Source organism: Streptomyces sp. NPDC048191, from assembly GCF_040652655.1.
Taxonomy (GTDB): Bacteria; Actinomycetota; Actinomycetes; order Streptomycetales; family Streptomycetaceae; genus Streptomyces.
This window is the reverse complement of record NZ_JBEZMO010000034.1, coordinates 60,878-76,810: the sequence shown is the minus strand read 5'-3', so window position 1 is coordinate 76,810 and position 15,933 is coordinate 60,878. Positions and strand designations below refer to the sequence as shown.

Annotated in this window: 16 protein-coding genes and 8 pseudogenes; 12 read left to right on the top strand and 12 right to left on the bottom strand. The window is 68.5% G+C overall.

The features are described 5' to 3' along the window. Positions 1 to 12: 12 nt before the first annotated feature. Positions 13 to 597, bottom strand: a pseudogene (locus tag AB0D93_RS35540) (DinB family protein). A gap of 290 nt (positions 598 to 887) precedes the next feature. On the opposite strand from AB0D93_RS35540, the pseudogene AB0D93_RS35535 reads away from it, so the two are divergent. After that, positions 888 to 1,895: pseudogene (locus AB0D93_RS35535) on the top strand (transposase). 82 nt (positions 1,896 to 1,977) lie between these two features. Here AB0D93_RS35535 and AB0D93_RS35530 read toward each other — a convergent pair. Then, positions 1,978 to 2,335: pseudogene (locus AB0D93_RS35530) on the bottom strand (Ku protein); the annotation flags it as partial. A gap of 244 nt (positions 2,336 to 2,579) precedes the next feature. On the opposite strand from AB0D93_RS35530, the gene AB0D93_RS35525 reads away from it, so the two are divergent. The 4 genes and pseudogenes from AB0D93_RS35525 to AB0D93_RS35510 all read left to right on the top strand — a co-directional run bounded on the left by AB0D93_RS35525 (position 2,580) and on the right by AB0D93_RS35510 (position 4,424). Continuing rightward, entirely contained in the window at positions 2,580 to 2,942 is a 363-nt protein-coding gene (locus AB0D93_RS35525) for a DUF488 family protein (protein WP_362128818.1), read from the top strand. Between the two features lie 144 nt (positions 2,943 to 3,086). After that, positions 3,087 to 3,491 carry an STAS domain-containing protein gene (locus AB0D93_RS35520; protein ID WP_362128815.1) on the top strand — a complete coding sequence of 135 codons (405 nt, stop codon included), beginning with the start codon at positions 3,087 to 3,089 and terminating at the stop codon, positions 3,489 to 3,491. Between the two features lie 251 nt (positions 3,492 to 3,742). Then, positions 3,743 to 4,072 (top strand): annotated as a pseudogene (acnA, locus tag AB0D93_RS35515) (aconitate hydratase); the annotation flags it as partial. Positions 4,073 to 4,151: 79 nt separating this feature from the next. Continuing rightward, entirely contained in the window at positions 4,152 to 4,424 is a 273-nt protein-coding gene (locus AB0D93_RS35510) for an IS110 family transposase (protein WP_362128813.1), read from the top strand. Between the two features lie 555 nt (positions 4,425 to 4,979). On the opposite strand, the gene AB0D93_RS35505 is transcribed toward AB0D93_RS35510, so the two are convergent. Then, entirely contained in the window at positions 4,980 to 5,588 is a 609-nt protein-coding gene (locus AB0D93_RS35505) for a flavin reductase family protein (RefSeq protein WP_362128857.1), read from the bottom strand. A gap of 1,318 nt (positions 5,589 to 6,906) precedes the next feature. On the opposite strand from AB0D93_RS35505, the gene AB0D93_RS35500 reads away from it, so the two are divergent. From AB0D93_RS35500 to AB0D93_RS35490, 3 genes and pseudogenes are all read left to right on the top strand, one after another. Beyond that, the gene (locus AB0D93_RS35500; RefSeq protein WP_362128811.1) at positions 6,907 to 7,029 is read left to right on the top strand and encodes a hypothetical protein; all 123 of its coding nucleotides are present in this window, start codon (positions 6,907 to 6,909) and stop codon (positions 7,027 to 7,029) included. Positions 7,030 to 7,104: 75 nt separating this feature from the next. Beyond that, positions 7,105 to 7,326 (top strand): hypothetical protein, encoded by a 222-nt coding sequence (locus AB0D93_RS35495; protein WP_362128808.1) that lies wholly within the window; start codon positions 7,105 to 7,107, stop codon positions 7,324 to 7,326. A gap of 53 nt (positions 7,327 to 7,379) precedes the next feature. Then, positions 7,380 to 7,538: pseudogene (locus AB0D93_RS35490) on the top strand (IS256 family transposase); the annotation flags it as partial. Between the two features lie 318 nt (positions 7,539 to 7,856). Here AB0D93_RS35490 and AB0D93_RS35485 read toward each other — a convergent pair. The 4 genes and pseudogenes from AB0D93_RS35485 to AB0D93_RS35470 all read right to left on the bottom strand — a co-directional run bounded on the left by AB0D93_RS35485 (position 7,857) and on the right by AB0D93_RS35470 (position 10,269). After that, positions 7,857 to 8,738: an NmrA family NAD(P)-binding protein gene (locus tag AB0D93_RS35485; protein ID WP_362128805.1), complete on the bottom strand. Its 882-nt coding sequence runs from the start codon at positions 8,736 to 8,738 to the stop codon at positions 7,857 to 7,859. After that, positions 8,735 to 8,887 carry a hypothetical protein gene (locus AB0D93_RS35480; RefSeq protein ID WP_362128802.1) on the bottom strand — a complete coding sequence of 51 codons (153 nt, stop codon included), beginning with the start codon at positions 8,885 to 8,887 and terminating at the stop codon, positions 8,735 to 8,737. The genes AB0D93_RS35485 and AB0D93_RS35480 overlap by 4 nt, the downstream gene beginning before the upstream one ends. 334 nt (positions 8,888 to 9,221) lie before the next feature. Continuing rightward, positions 9,222 to 9,716: pseudogene (locus AB0D93_RS35475) on the bottom strand (carboxymuconolactone decarboxylase family protein). A gap of 70 nt (positions 9,717 to 9,786) precedes the next feature. Further along, the gene (locus AB0D93_RS35470; RefSeq protein ID WP_362128799.1) at positions 9,787 to 10,269 is read right to left on the bottom strand and encodes a carboxymuconolactone decarboxylase family protein; all 483 of its coding nucleotides are present in this window, start codon (positions 10,267 to 10,269) and stop codon (positions 9,787 to 9,789) included. 198 nt (positions 10,270 to 10,467) lie between these two features. Here AB0D93_RS35470 and AB0D93_RS35465 point away from each other — a divergent pair, with 198 nt between their 5' ends. Together AB0D93_RS35465 and AB0D93_RS35460 are read left to right on the top strand one after the other, a co-directional pair. Then, entirely contained in the window at positions 10,468 to 11,382 is a 915-nt protein-coding gene (locus AB0D93_RS35465; RefSeq protein WP_362128795.1) for an RNA polymerase sigma-70 factor, read from the top strand. A 518-nt stretch (positions 11,383 to 11,900) separates the two neighbouring features. After that, a pseudogene (locus tag AB0D93_RS35460) lies at positions 11,901 to 12,268 on the top strand (recombinase family protein); the annotation flags it as partial. A 290-nt stretch (positions 12,269 to 12,558) separates the two neighbouring features. On the opposite strand, the gene AB0D93_RS35455 reads toward AB0D93_RS35460, so the two are convergent. The 3 genes from AB0D93_RS35455 to AB0D93_RS35445 form a co-directional block, all read right to left on the bottom strand. After that, positions 12,559 to 12,912 carry a DoxX family protein gene (locus AB0D93_RS35455; RefSeq protein WP_362128792.1) on the bottom strand — a complete coding sequence of 118 codons (354 nt, stop codon included), beginning with the start codon at positions 12,910 to 12,912 and terminating at the stop codon, positions 12,559 to 12,561. A 65-nt stretch (positions 12,913 to 12,977) separates the two neighbouring features. Beyond that, positions 12,978 to 13,331 (bottom strand): DoxX family protein, encoded by a 354-nt coding sequence (locus AB0D93_RS35450; protein ID WP_362128790.1) that lies wholly within the window; start codon positions 13,329 to 13,331, stop codon positions 12,978 to 12,980. Between the two features lie 170 nt (positions 13,332 to 13,501). Further along, positions 13,502 to 13,873 carry a hypothetical protein gene (locus tag AB0D93_RS35445; RefSeq protein WP_362128788.1) on the bottom strand — a complete coding sequence of 124 codons (372 nt, stop codon included), beginning with the start codon at positions 13,871 to 13,873 and terminating at the stop codon, positions 13,502 to 13,504. A 3-nt stretch (positions 13,874 to 13,876) separates the two neighbouring features. Between AB0D93_RS35445 and AB0D93_RS35440 the strand changes: the two genes are divergently transcribed. After that, complete coding sequence (locus AB0D93_RS35440; RefSeq protein ID WP_362128785.1) at positions 13,877 to 14,635, top strand: helix-turn-helix domain-containing protein; 759 nt, start codon at positions 13,877 to 13,879, stop codon at positions 14,633 to 14,635. A gap of 120 nt (positions 14,636 to 14,755) precedes the next feature. Here the strand turns inward: AB0D93_RS35440 and AB0D93_RS35435 are convergent, their stop codons facing one another. Both AB0D93_RS35435 and AB0D93_RS35430 read right to left on the bottom strand, forming a co-directional pair. Next, complete coding sequence (locus AB0D93_RS35435; RefSeq protein ID WP_362128782.1) at positions 14,756 to 15,376, bottom strand: LysE family translocator; 621 nt, start codon at positions 15,374 to 15,376, stop codon at positions 14,756 to 14,758. A gap of 121 nt (positions 15,377 to 15,497) precedes the next feature. Continuing rightward, a pseudogene (locus AB0D93_RS35430) lies at positions 15,498 to 15,722 on the bottom strand (hypothetical protein); the annotation flags it as partial. On the opposite strand from AB0D93_RS35430, the gene AB0D93_RS35425 reads away from it, so the two are divergent. Beyond that, a complete protein-coding gene (locus AB0D93_RS35425) occupies positions 15,675 to 15,914 on the top strand; it encodes a hypothetical protein (protein ID WP_362128869.1) in 240 nt (79 codons plus the stop codon). The pseudogene AB0D93_RS35430 and the gene AB0D93_RS35425 overlap by 48 nt on opposite strands. The last annotated feature ends 19 nt before the right edge of the window (positions 15,915 to 15,933 follow it).

The following is a 15,933-nucleotide window of genomic DNA, read 5'->3' as shown; positions in this document are numbered from 1 at the left end:
ACCGATCGCGCCCTATGCCTTGACCGATGCGGCCGATCTGGCGGCCTGCTCGATCTTCGCGCAGTAGGCGTCGCGGGCTTCCTCATCGATCTGCATCTCGTATTCGGGCCGCATCCCGGTTCGGCCATCGACGCCTTCGCGCAGGATGTCGGCGTGCCCGGCATGCCGGTTGGTCTCGCCGAGGACGTGGACCAACATGGCGAACAGGTTCGTGTTGGGATAAGACTCCGGCCACCACGGCACGTGGCCGGGGGCGTCGAGGGGAAGCTCATTGATCGTCGCGTCTGAGTGTTCCCACGTGCGCCGGTAGGACTCGACAATCTGATCGCGGGTCTCGTCCGCGGTCGCCCACAGATCGCTGCCGTCATGGTCCTGCCACCGAGGCAGCGGTTCCGGGGAAGGGCGGTCGAAGACCTCGCCGAAGTACCTGGCCTCGACGCTGGCCATGTGTTTGACCAGGCCGAGGAGGTTGGTCCCGGTCGCTGTCAGTGGTCGGCGGGCGTCGTATTCTGACAAGCCGTCGAGCTTTTAGAGCAGCGCCTTGCGGTCCCGCCGCAGTCTCCCGTGCAGGCTGTCCTTGGCGAATTCATCGATCATGCGGCATGAGCCTGCCATGGACTACTCGCGGCCTCAAGATCCCGTACGTGGACGCAACGACGGAAAAGCCGAAGCCTGGCCATGGCCACTGTCCTGAGCTGCCGCAAGAAGCTCGCGAAACTTGCCACATGAGACAACCTCTAAAATTGGCCCGTCTGGCGCTCCGCTAGGCACACCGCCGTCGTGGCCCAGTAGCGTGCCGGGCACCGCTGGGCCACCCCTCACGTGCGGGAGCGAGTTTTAGTGTCGTCGGACGCCTCCGGCGGACGGGTAACGGCCATGAGGGCGGCATCGTAGGTCCGGGGCAGTTGGACAGGATGCTGACCGAGGCACGGCGGGTGACGCCGTGGCTGGCTGAGGGCGCAAGCGTGCCGCGGCAGCAGGTGATCCGCGACTTCGCCACGTCCCCGCGCCAAGGCGCTGAAGGACATCAAGGACCGGTTGCCGATGGCCTGTCCGGCCGGGATGCCCCGCTGGAAGAAGAAACGGCAGGCGCGGCCCAGTCTGAACTACACGAAGCGCGGTTTTAGCCTCAGGGACAGCCGCCTGCACCTTGCGGGCCAGATCGTGCTGAGCGTGGTGTGGTCGCGGGGCCTTCCGGCCGACCCCTCCAGCGTACGCGTGTACCAGGACACGCTCGGACATTGGTACGCGTCCTTCGTCGTCCCCGCGCAGAGCGAAAACCGCTCGCCCCGACGGGGCGCGTGCTCGGGGTGGACGGGGGTGTGAAGCAGACCGCCACCACCACCGACGACGCCACGATCTCCCGCATGCCGAGCCCGGCAAGCGGGCCACGCAGCGGCTGGCCCTCAGGCGCCCGAAGGGACAGCCCGCATCCGCCGGCTACCGGAAGGCGCAGGCACAGGCCGCGAAGCTGAACGAGAAAGGGGCCGGCAGCGTCAGGACACCGCCCGTAAGTGGGCCAAGTCCGTGATGCGCGGCCATGACGGGGTGGCGGTGGAGGAGTTTAGGCCGAAGTTCCTCGCGAAGACCACCATGGCCCACAAGGCGGCCGATGCCGCCATCGCCGCCACCAAGCGCGCCCTGATCGAGATGGGCCGCATGCACGCACGGGACGTCCGTCTCGTGCACCCCGCGCACACCACGATGGACTGTGCTCAGTGCGGAGCGAGAACCAAGCACGCACTACCTCTGGCGATGAGAACCTATGCCTGCACCGCGTGCGAAGCGGTGTCCCCAGCGACTCCGCCCGCGTGATGCTGGTCCGGGCAGGTTGGAACCCGGACGGTACCGAGGGCGTAAGACCACCCGAGCCGCCGGCTCCCGTGGCGGCCTGAGCCGTAAAACCCCACTCAGCCCTGGAGGGTGACCAGTCCCCTCCCTTCAGGGAGGGGAGCCTTCAATGCCGCTCCACGCCTACTTCGCGATGGCCACCCTTCTGGAGCGGCGCAGCACGTCGGAGCTTGTACGGCTCCGCGGCGACCTGTCCGCCGGTGGCAAGGTAGTACCCGGCGCCCATACGGATCGGGTCGATGTCCTCCAGTGGCACAAAGGCGTCGATCTCGATCGCCTTCGCCGTCGGCAGCGGGAGGTTGCTCAGTTCCTCATCCGTGATCGGGATGACCCTGTCCGTGGTCAGCTCGTATCCCGTGCCGATCTCGGACTGGTCGACCTCGCGATTCTCCAGCTCACACAGCTTGCAGTAGCGGACACGCCCCATGTCGGCCAGGTGGTACTGATGGAAGTGGATATTGTGACCTTCGGTCGCGCTCTGTACGGCCCGCCCCGCACCGCACCCTGAAAAGGTGACCGAGCCACCACAGGTCGTCGTCTACGCCGTACGGGACGCCGTCGCTCCGCACCCGGGCGCCGGGGGGACTGAGCCGGCAGGATCCTGACGGGTTCGCACGGGCCGACCCCGATAAAATGGGCGAGTCGGGATCATCCGTCTCGCAGCAGGGCGCGGAGCCGGCCACCCCACTCAACGCCGGGGTGGCCGACCGATCTGGAAGGGCGCCATCATGGCCAAGCAGATCACCTATCGCAGAGTTTACGAGGAGACCGCGCCGCAGGACGGCAAGCGCGTGCTGGTCGACCGGGTCTGGCCCCGCGGCATGCGCAAGGAGGACGCGCATCTGGACGAGTGGCTGCGTGACGTCGCGCCCTCCAGCGAACTGCGCAAGTGGTACGGCCACGAGCCCAGCCGCTTCACCGAATTCCGACGCCGCTATCTGGCGGAGCTGCGCGACGCCGGGCACCGCGAGGCGGCTGAACATCTGCGTGACCTTGCGTCGCACGACGGACTCATGCTGCTGACCGCCACCAAGGACGTGGACCACAGCCAGGCCGCTGTTCTCGCCGAGTGGCTGACCAAAAGCCGGTGATCGGAAGTGAGGCGCCAGCGGGGTGGCGGTCACCCGTCCCACGGGAAGTCGCACTTCCCAGGCCGCGATCGGGTAGGGGCCGGCCGTCTCCTCCGCACCGTGCCAGGCATCTTGCGCCGTCCGTGGATGTGAAGAGGGATGGCAATGCGAACGAACATCATCCGGCACGAGAGCATGATGGTCAGCTACGACGTGGTCAACGACTGGACCGTTGTCGAGGTCGACGGTGAGGTGGACGCCCACACAGCCCCCATGATCCGCGAAGCGGTGATTAAGCTCGTCGATGAGGGACACCGCCACTGCGTCCTGGACCTGGGCTTTGTCACCTTCATGGACTCGATGGGGCTGGCCGTGATCGTCGCGATCACCAAACGCATCCGTGAACACGAAGGCTCACTGCGCATCGCATCCGTCTCCAGCCGGATGCTGAGGATCTTCGACCTGAGCGGCATGCGCGAGAGCTACGAGATCTACCCCTCGACAGCGGAAGCCACGCAATCAGCTCCCTCGCCCGGCAGCCTCGCGCACTGGCCCCATCGCTCGAGCTGAGGAACGCTGCCGCTTCGCCGACTTTTCGAACGACTCTCCGCCCGGCAGTGGCCCGTCGTCTTCAACGCCACGGTCACGTGTCCGGCTGCCTCTTCCGGCTGCCATCGCTCATCCGGCACGCCTTCACCTCCTGGCACGTCGGTGGTCGGTGCAAGCCGTCCGTCTTCGGCGCATCGCCACGCTACGCCGAGGCCCGTGCACGGGACCGTGCCTCACGGGGAGTGCAGCGTCCATGAGGGCACCGGCTGCACCGGCTGCACAATCTGCTCGCCCCCGGCACCGAGGGCGGCGTCACCCGCCACCCGCCCGACGGAGAGCAGACCACGGTCTTCGACGCCGCCATGCTCTACGCCGACGAGCGCGTTCCGCTGCTGGTGATCGCCGACAAGGAGTACGGCTCAGGCTCCTCGCGCGACTGGGCCGCCAAGGGCACCGCCCTGCTGGGCGTCAAGGCTGTACTCACCGAATCCTACGAACGTATTCACCGCTCCAACCTCATCGACCTGGGCGTCCTGCCCGTGCAATTCGCCCCGGGAGACAGCCGCGAATCCCTCGGCCTGACCGGCAAGGAAACCTACACCATTCGCCGCTGCCACGGATGGTGCGCCATGGTCCTTCCTCCTGGCACCGAACGAGACGCCATCATCACGTCGCCCCGCGATGTCACACTACGCGCTCACCTGGCAGGAAGCAGGCCGCAGTGGTGTGCCGCCTGCTCGCCAGCGGCAGGTCGAGTTGCTGGCCACCATTCCCGGGATGAGCACGCACACAGCCGAGGTGATCCTCGCCGAGATCGGTGCGGACATAAGCCGCTTCCCCTCGGCCGGTCACCTCGCCTCGTGGGCGGGAGTGTGTCCGGGCAACTACGAGTCCGCGGGCAAGAGCCCGGCGGGCTGCACCCGGCCGGCGATCCGTGACTCAAGGGCGTGCTGAGGCCAGGCCGCGATCTCCGCCTGCCGCACCAAGGACACCTACCTTGCCTCCCGCTACCGACGCCTGGTCGGCCGCGGCCGCCGACGGGCACCGGTCGCTCTGCAACACTCCATCTCATCTCGATCTGGCACATGTTCACCCGCGACATCGAATACAGCGACCTCGGCGGCGACTACTTCCTCGAAGGCACCGGCAAGACCCACGCGACCCGTCGCCTCGTCAGCCAGCTCAAGGACCGTCTATGGACGTCATCGGTTGTGGTCGGCCGACGGCACCTGGAAGGTGGGCAGCGGCGGGCTGGCGGAACAGGTCGCTGCGGCCATGGGCGTGGACCACGATACGGCCGTCAACCAGATCAGACGCCGGCGGATTCGACACCGACTGCTGCACCCGCCCTGAGAAGATCGCCGACCTCGTCCTGATGCTCGCCAGCGACCGCGCAGGCAACATAAGGGCGCCGACTTCACCATCGACGGCAGCCTGATCAAGAGCCTCTGACAACCACACGCCCACCACTCGGGCCATCCCCACTCTGAGCAGCACCGCTGACGAAGCTTAGTCGGCGCCAGGCTCCTCGTAGGGGATGCGGCTCAAATGGAGGACCTCGCCCAGAGTGCCCCATTCATCGCCGCCGAGCTTGGTGAGCGGGCGCAGCAGTTCGCTGTGGGGACGGTCATCGACGAGGTATTCCTCGTGTGCCGCGGCACGGACCACCCGTCCGAAGACCAGGGTGGAGTTGCCCATGCGGAGGGTGGTGTGTGAACGGCACTCCAGAACCACATGGGAGGAGGCCACTCTGGGCGGCCGCACACATGTGCTGGCCTCCCGCTCGATACCGGCAGTATCGAATTCGCTGACCGACCGAGGGAAGTCGATGGCGGTCGCGTTGATCAGCTCCAGCAGCGGTTCAGACGAGAAGTTGACGACGAACTCCCCGGTGTCCTCGACGTTGCGCAAGGAATCCTTACGGCCGATGGAGGTGAACTGAACAATCGGCGGGTCGGTGCTGGCGATGCTGAAAAAGGAGTGGGGTGCGAGGTTTTCCGTGCTCCCATCGGCAGTGATCGTCGAGACCCACGCGATCGGCCGTGGAACGACGACCGACGTCAGGAACCTGTAGAAGGCCGTCCTGCTCATCGCCTCAGGGTCGAATTCGACGCGCATGCGCACCAGTATCGACCCCACGCGCTTTGGGCGTTTGTCGGCTGCGAACGCGTGTCGCGCCGCGAAGGCCAGACCCGCGCTTTCCGCGTCGAGCCGCTGCGTCGTCGTCCGCGAAGTGCGCCTGCGCGCTCCGCTAGCCCGATCCAGGCCATCACCGCGCCGGTCGGCAGCGCGGGGCACATGCTCGCCGCGCGGAGTGCTGAAGGATGCGGTCATGCTGCGCTCCGGCCGTTGTAGTGGGCGGCGATCTCAGCGAAGACGGCCCGCTCGGCGCCGGTGAGGGGCGGTCCGTAGCGTGCGATCGACGGGTGGCTGCAGTCGAGGCCGTGAACGGCGCCGTCGGACTACAGCCAGAAAGAGCAGCACGGCAGCGACGGCGGGCCAGCCGGCTCGGCGCGGCGTGCGCGGGCCCGGCGGGCAAGGCCGGCCTACTCGCGGCGGGCGCGGTGCGGACGATGGTTGGCGTATGCCCAGAGGATCACAGCGAGGCTGGCGGGGCCAACCGCGGCATACCAGCCACCGCGGACTGCGCTGTAGTAGGTGTCCACGTACAAGCGAACGTGGCCCTGGCATGATATCCGTGAAGCGTGGGTGTGCCACCGTGCGCCAGTGACGCTCGGTCACGGGTAGCGGCGTCGGAATCGGGCTATGAGGACGACGCGCTGGCAAGTAGCGGAACCCCGGCACGGCCAGCCATGATCCACTTCTGAAGCTTCAGATCCGTGATCCGGCCTTCATTGACACCGGAGTTGAACGGGGTGGTGAGGCCCTGCACGACGGCGTACTGGTCCTGGAGTCTGCGAGTTGTTCGAGCCAGTGCGGCAGCGGGTCGGCGTCACGGGTGGCGAGCATGACCGCGAACTGCCGTACCAGGTCGTGGTACGGGCGAGTTCCGGGCAGTGCGCGAACGGCTGCCGGAGTGCTTCGGCTGCGTGCAGACTGCGCCGGGCGGACTCGACGGTGATCCAGCGAGCGACCTGGCGGGGTGAGAGTGGTCGCTCGCGCCGATCGGCAGACCGCGTCGCAGCGGCGCGATAACCAACTTGACCCGCTGGTAGTGGCCGCCGTAGCCCTTGGCGACGATTTCCTGGTGCAGCACCATCGCAGTGTGCTCGCCCTCCTCCCAGCGTCGCCGCAGATAGCCCAGGTACGCATCAACCCTCGTAGGCCGGCGCGGCGGGATGCGCCGGACGCACTCCTGCCACGTAGCGGCCCGAGCGTAAGGAGTGCCGACGCCCTGCTGCCCACGGCTGCGTCTGCCTCCGGTGGCGGCCCGATCCTCCGGCTGCCCGCGCCCGCCGGCCCGTACACCGTAGGCATGGAGACGGTCCATCTGACGGACCCGGCCCGGACCGACCCGTGGGTGGGCGGCGTGCGGGAGTTGATGCTGACCGTCCTGTACCCGGCCCGATCGGTACGCGGCTTCTCCCCGGCCCCGTAGCTCACCCCGGCCGAGGCCCGGGAGTTCGCCGGCCTCGCGCCCCACGTTCATCCGGGACTTCCGGAGCCGGGAACGGTGGACTGGAGGGCGGTCCTCACCCACGGGTACGTAGGGGCGCCGCCGCTGCCCGGGCGACGGCCGGTGCTGGTGTACTCACCCGGCGGCGGTGACTCCCGCACGCTCGGCACAACCCTCGCCGAGGACCTGGCGAGCCACGGCCGAGTGGTCGTCCTCGTCGACCACCCCGGTGACGCTTCTCAGGTGGACTGCCGACCAGGGTGCGAACGACCGTCCTGATCGGACCGCCAACCCCGACGACCTTCCACACAATGGAAGACACCCGGATCGCCTTCCCGAACGAGCAGGCCGCCTTAAAGTGCGTCTACATGCCCATCACGTCGCTCGACCCCACCGGCAAGGGCCAGGCCCGCTGGACCATGCGCTGGAAGACCGCACTGAATGCTTTCGACATCACCTTCGACGGCCGCCTGTCGGCAGCCCGCCAGTAACCCCAACTAGCCAGTTACACCGCTTGTTTGACAGACCCTTGACCGGCCGCAGAGCCTGGGAGCAGTGGCTGTGCGGCTGACGACCACCAACGATGCGGCATGAGTCATCGGCGTTCGCCTCTGACTGGTCGGGCTGTTCTGGTCCAACGTCACCCGTACGGCACCGTCCGCCTCGGCATGGACAAGCGGCTTGACCTGAGCACGGCTTCCGCCTTGCCCAGCCCCCGTACCCGGGTGAACGCCACCGTCCGATCGGGCGCGGTGACATGATCCGACGCGCAGGGCCGGGGCGGCGCCGGCCTGTGTGGCCGGCGGCCGTCAGGGGCGGGCCGTCGTGAAGGCGGCAGCACCTTCCCGGTCGAGCCAGGTGGCGAAGTCCATCAGGCCCGGGTGTTCCTTGCGCAGCGCGTCGATGTCGGCGTGCCAGCCGCCGTGATTGACGAAGTCGTAGCCGGCCACGGCGTCGGAGCCGCGACCGGCCAGCGCCTCGCGCGGGATGGGCCGGTAGGTGATGGGCTGCCGCAGCGCCCGCTCCATGGCGCGGACGATCTGCAGCATGGTCAGCTCGTCGCCGGCCAGTTCGATGGTCCGGCCGGTGTAAGCGGCTGGACGGGTGAAGGCCAGCGTGGCGAACGCGCCGATGTCGGTGGCCGCGACGATCTGGAGCGGCACGCTCGGCAGGACGACGTCGGTCAGGACGCTATCGCGCAGGCCCATCTGTGGGTGGACCTGGTTCTCCATGAATCGGACCGGTCGCAGCGCGGTCAGGGGCAGGCCCAGGTCAAGGGCGTACTGCTCCAGGGTGTGCTTGGTCTGCCAGCGCGCGATGCCGTGCGAGGCGTCGGCCGCGCCGACGGAGGCGTACACAAAGCTGCGGACGCCGGCCGCGGCGGCGGCATCGGCCACGTTGCGGCCGTAGCGGAGTTCGTCGTCGATGGTGAAACCAGGCGGTGTGCCGGGGTAGCCGAGGGTGGGCTGGACGCTGAAGACGCCGTCGACCCCGCGGGCGGCCGCGTCGAGCGAGTTGCGGTTGCCCATGTCGCCGCGGACCAGTTCGGCGCCGGCGGTGGCGAGCGCCTGCGCGGCGGGGGCGCGGGGGTCGCGGACGAGGGCGCGGACACGCTGTCCGGCGGCGAGCAGACCGCGGGCTGTGGCGCCTCCCTGGGTGCCAGTGGCGCCGGTCACGAGAACGGTGATCATGTTTCCCTCCGGTAGCGGTGTCGAGAACGAGGCCGGGTGGTGGGCTGGTGGCCCACGGCGATGAAGACCGCGAAAGCGAGCTGGACGACGTTGAGCGCGACGAACTTGTACTGGCCGAGGCGGCCGTGGGTGACCATCGCGCCGATCATCAGGGCGATCCAGCAGGCGGGCGGTCACTGAGACCATGACCGGTGCGATGCCGAGCGCCTTGGGCAGGACCAGGTCGGCCGTGGCAAGGAGTTCGAGGGCTCCCAGGGCTCTGCTGGCGCTGGCACCGAATCCGGCGGTCCATTCGGCGCCGTGGATGGTGGCGAGCTTCGCCGTCGGGATGAGGGATTTCGTGAGGCCCCCGGTGAGTGCGACCAGGGCGAGCAGGCCAGCGGCGATCCAGATGCGAGGTTCATGGCTCTCCTTGGATGCGGTCGTTGATGCCGGCCCGGGGTGGGTGCTCCCGGGCCGGGCTGGTGGTGGGCGTGAGGGAAGTCAATTGGCCATGTCGGCGAACTGGCCGGGCTGGTAGGAGCCCCCGGGGTTGCGCACGATCACGTTGAGCCGGTTGTTGGCGTTGATCACGGCGATCAGGGAGACCAGCGTGGCGATCTGGTCGTCGTCGTAGTGTTCGCGCAGGCGTGTGCAGGTGTCGTCCGACAGGGGCTGGCGGGTGTCGGCAATGCGGGTGCCTCCCTCGGTGAGTGCCAGTGCCGCGCGTTCGGCGCCGGTGGACACCGTGGACTCGTGCCAGGCGCGACCAGGTTGAGTCGGACGACGGTCTCGCCGGCGACGGTGGCGTCCTTGGTGTGGTAGGCGACGCAGAAGCCGCAGCCGTCTGGCTGGCGCGCAGCATCACCAGGTTCTGGGTGGCCTGGGCAGCGGCGAGTCGACGATCGCCAGGGCGACGTTGCAGATGCGCTTGGCGATCTTGGCGCCAAGGGGGTTGGCCAGCAGGTTGGGGGTTCCATGATGTGGGTCCTTACTCATGGGCCTGGGTATCGCGCCGGTCCTTCGCGCGACGGATATCGGATCGCGTATTGCGGGGGTCGGCCGCCGACTAGCCGAGGCGGCCAGGCTCGTAGCCGCCGCCGGGCTTCCGGACCATGACGCTCATGCGGTTCGTCGCGTTGATCAGGGCGACGAGCATCACCAGATCGGACAGTTGGTCCTCGTCGTAGTGTTTGACGGCGTCCGCCCAGGCGTCGTCGCTGACGCCGCCGGCGGCGTAGGCGATGTCAGTGCCCTGCTCCGCGAGCTCCAAGGCGGCGCGCTCGGCGTCGGTGAAGACCGTGCAGTCGCGCCAGGCGGCGACCAGGTTGAGTCGGGTGGCGCTTTCCCCGGCGGCCGCGGCGTTTTTGGTCCACACGTCGGTGGCGTAGCCGTCGCCGTTGATCTGGCTGGCCCGCAGCAGTACCAGCTTCTGGGTCGCTGCGGGCAGGGCCGACTCCTGAAGGATCGTCTTGCTCGCCGCGCCGAACTGGGTAGCAGCTTTGGCTGCGGTCGCGTCCGGCTTGCCGAACAGGCTCAAGCGAGCGGTCATGATGTGTACTCCTTGCATGTTGTCGTGGCGCAATCGACCAGGAGATGCCGGCGGCCCAAGCGACGTGACAGCGCAGCCGCGTGACCCATGTCACTGTCGGCGGGTGTCACGCGACCTGCGGGGCCGGCATCTCGTGTGCGGCAATAGGAAGATCCGGAACGGATGGAGCCGGTGATGAGCGAGCGCAGTGACCGAACCATGGACGGCGACGAGCCGCAGTTGAAAGGCGGGCCTGCCGATCAGGCCACCGAGTCCTTCATCGCCCACCGGAACCTGTTGTTCACCGTCGCCTACGAGATGCTCGGCTCAGCCTCCGACGCCGAGGACGTCCTGCAGGAGACCTGGATGCGGTGGGTGAAGGTCGACCAGGACGCCGTGCAAGACCCGCGCGCGTATCTTGTCCGCGTCACCACCCGCCAGGCGCTGATGCGGCTGCGTTCGCTTCGCCGGCGCAAGGAGTCCTACGTCGGTCCCTGGCTGCCCGAGCCGCTGTTGACCGCGCCGGACGTGGCCGAGGATGTGGAGTTGGCCGAGGGCGTGTCGATGGCGATGCTGCTGGTGATGGAGACGCTGACGCCGACCGAGCGCGCGGTGTTCGTGCTGCGGGAGGTGTTCGCTCTGGACTACGACGAGATCGCCGAGGCCGTGGACAAGAACACGGTCACTGTCCGGCAGATCGCGCACCGGGCCCGGCACCATGTCGCGGCTCGGCGACCACGTGCTGCCGTGTCCCAGGCCCAGAACCGCGCGGCACTGCTGGCCTTCCAACGAGCGGTCGAAACAGGTGACCTGCAGAGCCTGCTCGATCAGCTCGCCCCGGATGTCGTGTTCCTGAGCGACGGCGGCGGAGTCGTCCAGGCCGCGCTGGCGCCGATCGCGGGGGCCGATCCGGTCGCTGCCTTGTTGACGGCGGGGCTGGGCAGGATCGCGGGCACCGCGTCGGTGGAGTCGGCACAGATCAACGGCCACCCGGCACTGATCATGCGGATCGGCGGGCAGGTCGAGGGCGTCCTGGCGGTGCGGACCGAGGGCGGCCTTATCACCGGGCTGTATTTCGTGCGCAATCCGGAGAAGCTGTCGCGCCTGGAGCGGGAGACCGCGCTGCACCGCTGAACTCACACCTCAAGCGGTGGGGAGGCCCGCTGCCCGAAGTACGCCCTGGGGAAAATCAGGCATTTGATGATCGATGTGATCATTGCCGGCGCCGGACCAAGCGGCGTGAGGCTGGCCGCCGGGGCGCGGGGCCTGCATCGCCCGGCGCCTGGCGCCGAACTGTCCCAGCTCGATCCGAAGGGCGACACCGGTTGTCGATCTCGTCCTGCGACCAGCCGATAAGGCGACCAGATCTACAGGGCCGACCGAACTGCCGGGGCTTCGTCGTGCTGCCCGGAGGACAGCGTGCCCACGTACGAGACCCTCGACCGCTCCCGCAGCGTCGTACAGGAATCCTTCGGCCCAGGTGCCTCTTCGATCGGTTCCCTGGCAAGACCGAAGCGGCCCCCGCCTGTGCCGCCCGTGGATCAGCAGGCGCCGGCGAGTTCTTCGATCTGGTCGGCCAGGCGCTGGCCGGTGGTGAAACTCGCCGCAGGCCCCCTCGACTTTGAGGCGTTTTACAGCTTCGCGCAGGATGCGTGTTACCCGCCCACCCGACCGAGATCCTCATCGGCTACGCCCGGGTCTCAACCGGCGGGCAGAAGCTCGACCGCCAGATCGACCCTCTCACCGGTGCTGGCTGCCGGCGGATCTTCGCCGACAAGACGTCCGGCAAGGACGACCTCCGACCCGAGCTGAAGGCCCGTCACTCCTTCCTCGCCGCCGGCGACACCCTCGTGGTGCCTGCGCTCGACCGCTACGGCCGCTCACTCAAGGACCTGGTGAACATGGTCGGCGAACTGCGGCGCCGCGAGATCCGCTTCTGCTCGCTGCCGAGCGCCTGGACACCACCACCCCCGGCAGTCGGCTCGTCTTCCACGTCTTCGCCGGCCTCGCCGAGTTCATCCGCGAGCTGATCGTCTCCGGCACCCGCGAAGGCCTGGACGCCGCACGCGCCCGCGGCCGCGTCGGCGGCCGACCCACCGTCGCCTCCCCGAGATCATCCGTGCCGCCCGCGACATGCTCCCCAACCCCGAGACCTCGATCACCTCGATCGCCAAGATCCTCGGCGCCAGCCCCGGTACCCTCTGCAACCACATCCCCGACCTACAGGAAATCCGCGCCTTCGGTCGCATCCCCGGGCAGCTCACCACCGGCCGACCGCTCCCGCTACCGGCCGTTCCTCCCCAGAGGCCATCACGTGCCGCTGTACACCAAGCTCACGGCCAGGGCGGCCACCGGCAGACAGAAAAATACGGCCCAGGGGCCCAACTGGTGGTCACGAACCCGCAGGTGGGCACAGAACGCACCCAGGAAGTACAGCACGAGACAAGCTGCGGCGAGCGTGCCCAGCACCGGCACAGCGAACCCGGCCAGCAGTCCCAGCGCCCCCACCGCCAGCAGTGCGCCCAGCGGGCGCATCCAGGACCGAGGCACGCGCAATTTGTCCGCCTGGCGCTTGGGGTACTCGTGGCCGATGAAGTTGGCCATGGCGGCCAAGCCGTTGACGGCCGAGGTGAGGATCATGACCACGAGGTAGGTGGCGAACACGAAAAGTCTCCTTCTTCGGGCCTTGGCGTCGCGAAGCCGATCTGACCAGGCTTCACAACACGTTCTCAGGCGTTCTGCAGGGCGAATACGAAGGTGGCCGTGCAGAGCACGAGCATGCCGGTGGCGTTGAGGAAGAGGTTGCGTCCGAGATCGCGGGCGCGAATGTGCATGCCCACGGCGGTGAGGAAGTAGCAGACGACGGCGGCGCTGGTCAGCACCGCCAGCGGGGCGGACCAGATGCCCGCGACCAGTCCTGCGGCCGTCACGGTCTTCAGCAGCGGCAGGAGCGGCCAGAACCGGCGGGGGAATCCGACGTCCCGCAGGCAGTCGCGGATGAAGCCGACCGGCTTGAGGCACATCGCGGCGTCCGCGAGATGGATGACGGCGAGGCCGGCCAGCGGCCACCAGGGCTGGACCACAGTTGTTGCTCCTTCACAGGTTCGGATCTGCGTGCGTCGAGCAGGGGCACATCGGAGAGACGGGGCGGCGCGGCGGTTCGTGACATCGACACCGAAGGCCCGTGGTCGGGGCGTGGGCGTGGCGGCCGAGGAGCGGTGGTCGGCGTCCTTCGTCCCCGTCGGGTACCGCATCAAGCGGCCGCCTTGGCGACCGCGATCGACCAGCAGATGTAGAAGACGTTGACCACCATCCGGGCCGCCGCTCCGACCGGCCGCTCCAGGAACCGGGCCCGGTCGGCACGGGCAGACCGCAGGGCGTCGAGGTGGGAGACCAGATAGATGGTGATCAGCGCGGCGGCGGCCCACCCGCCCGCCGCACGCCACCGCGGGGTCAGCACCAGCGCGCCCACCGCGATCTCCGCCGCGCCGGCGGTGGCGGCCAAGAGCCCGGGCCGGGCAAGCCACCGTGGAACCAGGGTGCGGAAGTAACCGGGCACCACGAAGTGCGCCACCCCCACCCCCGACAGGAAGATCCCCAGCGAAACGGCCGCGATACGGTTCATGGCGTGAGCATCGCCCCTGCCCGCGCCTGGGCGCTTGAACGAAACGATCGCCGCCTGGTGTTCGCCTCGGATCCGAACGGGGCGATGTTCGCCGAGACCGGCGCGTTCAGCGTCACCGCGCACCGCCACCCGGTGTGGAAGGTCGTCCTGTCGCCCGACGGGCTCGTCGCGACCCGGCTGCCAGGAAAGCGTCCGGTCACCTCGGCCGGCGTGATCGTGCCCCCTCGGCTCGTCCACACGGCCGGGGCCTCGTCCTCCTACACCGCCCTTTTCCTCGACCCCTGGAAGCTGCCTCCCGACCTGGGTCTGACCTACCTCGACCGGGCCGCCGTGCGCCGTGTCCTCGCCGCCCTGGACCCAAACGCGGCACCTGGTCCGGACGCCGACCTCGCCGCAGCCGCAGTCGAACTGAGCGCTCTGACCGGCGCCGCACACCGTCTCGATCCCCGCGTGGCCCATGCGATCGAGGTGAGCACCCGCGACACCCCGCCCGCGGAGATCGGCTCCATCGCCGCCAACGTCGGGTTGTCTCCGGCACGTCTGCGCGCCCTGGTCCGTACGTCAGTGGGAGTGCCGCTCGTACAGCTCAGGATGTGGGCGCGCCTGCGGACCGCCGTTGCCGCCCTGCCCGGCACCACGGTGGCGGCGGCCGCCGCGTCAGCCGGCTTCGCCGATCAAGCACATCTCGCCCGCACCGCCCGCAGCCTCCTCGGCCGCACGCCCGCCTCCATGGGGCAGCCCCCGACCTGCCGGATGCCCTGAACCGGCCACCCGGTCGGCTCCCTGCTTGGAGCCTCCGCCAGTAGGTAGTGGCAGGAAGAACGGTTGAGCCCGTTACGCCTCGGCGGTCTGGTCAGACTTGACCCACGGCGTCAGCCGTCGTCAGCTCTCCATGGCCATCCGAACACCAAGAAGGACCAGCACAGTGCCGGAGACTCGCTCGAGGCGCTGGCGTACCTGGGCTCGGGAGATGATCTTCTTCATTCGGCCGACGAACCATACATATAGTCCGTAGTAGCCGACCTCGAAGACGGCCCAGATGGCCGCCAGGCCGATCACGGTGGACAGATAAGGGGTGCCTGCGGGCACGAACTGCGGCAGGAAGGACATCGCGAACACTGCGGCCTTGGGGTTGGCGAGGTTCAGCAGTAGGCCCGAGCGGTACGAAGCCCAGCCCGACTGCACTGCCTGTGCATCCTGGCTCTCCCCTTCTCCCTGCTCGCCACGGGCGTCCAGCAGCGTCTTGATACCGAAGCCGACCAGAGTCACGGCACCGGCGATCCGCATGATGTCGTACGCCAACTGGGAGGCCGCGAGCACTGCGGTGAGTCCGAGTGCCGCAGTGACACCCCAAATGAAGACGCCAGTCTCATTGCCCAGCACAGTGAGGAAACCGGCACGCCGGCTACGCAAGGACTGGCGGATGATCAGCATCGTGCTCGGGCCGGGCGAGGCCGCGATCAGGGTGCAGGCGCCGAGAAAGGCGAAAAGGGTGCTCAGCATGGGCCTCATCGTGGAGTCCCGCTGCCGATCGTGTCCATAGGCTACCTTGCCTGGCCAACCCGGACTTGGTCCGCCGCTACCGGGAGAACCCGCCGCTGACCGAGGCCGACCCGGCCACGATCTACGGCGGCGGACAGCCAGCTACATCGACTATCCGTTCCCCCTGGTTCTGACGCTCAGTCCGGCTCGCCTCATCGTCCCCATCCATCGCCTCCGCGGGGTCCCGCAGGGGCCGCAGCCCGCCGCCAGCCGGGCCGGAGGGACGGAAGCTGTAGCGGCACAGCATGTTCAGGTTGGCGTGCTTGAGCGGGGAGAGCCGGGCGACGTCCTCGTCCAGCACCGGGTGCTCACGTTGCGCGGCGGGCAGGGGGCGCCCTTGGAGAGACTCCGCGTTGACCGGCAGCTCGAAGAGGCCATGGCCAAAGGCCCCGACCCGCTCCACCTCGCCGAGGTGTTCGGGCTCGACGAGAAGACCGCGATCCGCTACGCGGACCTAGCACGCGCGCTCCTCGGGGAGGCGGCCGAGCAGGAGCGTTAAGCCTCCTCGACCGGGCCGC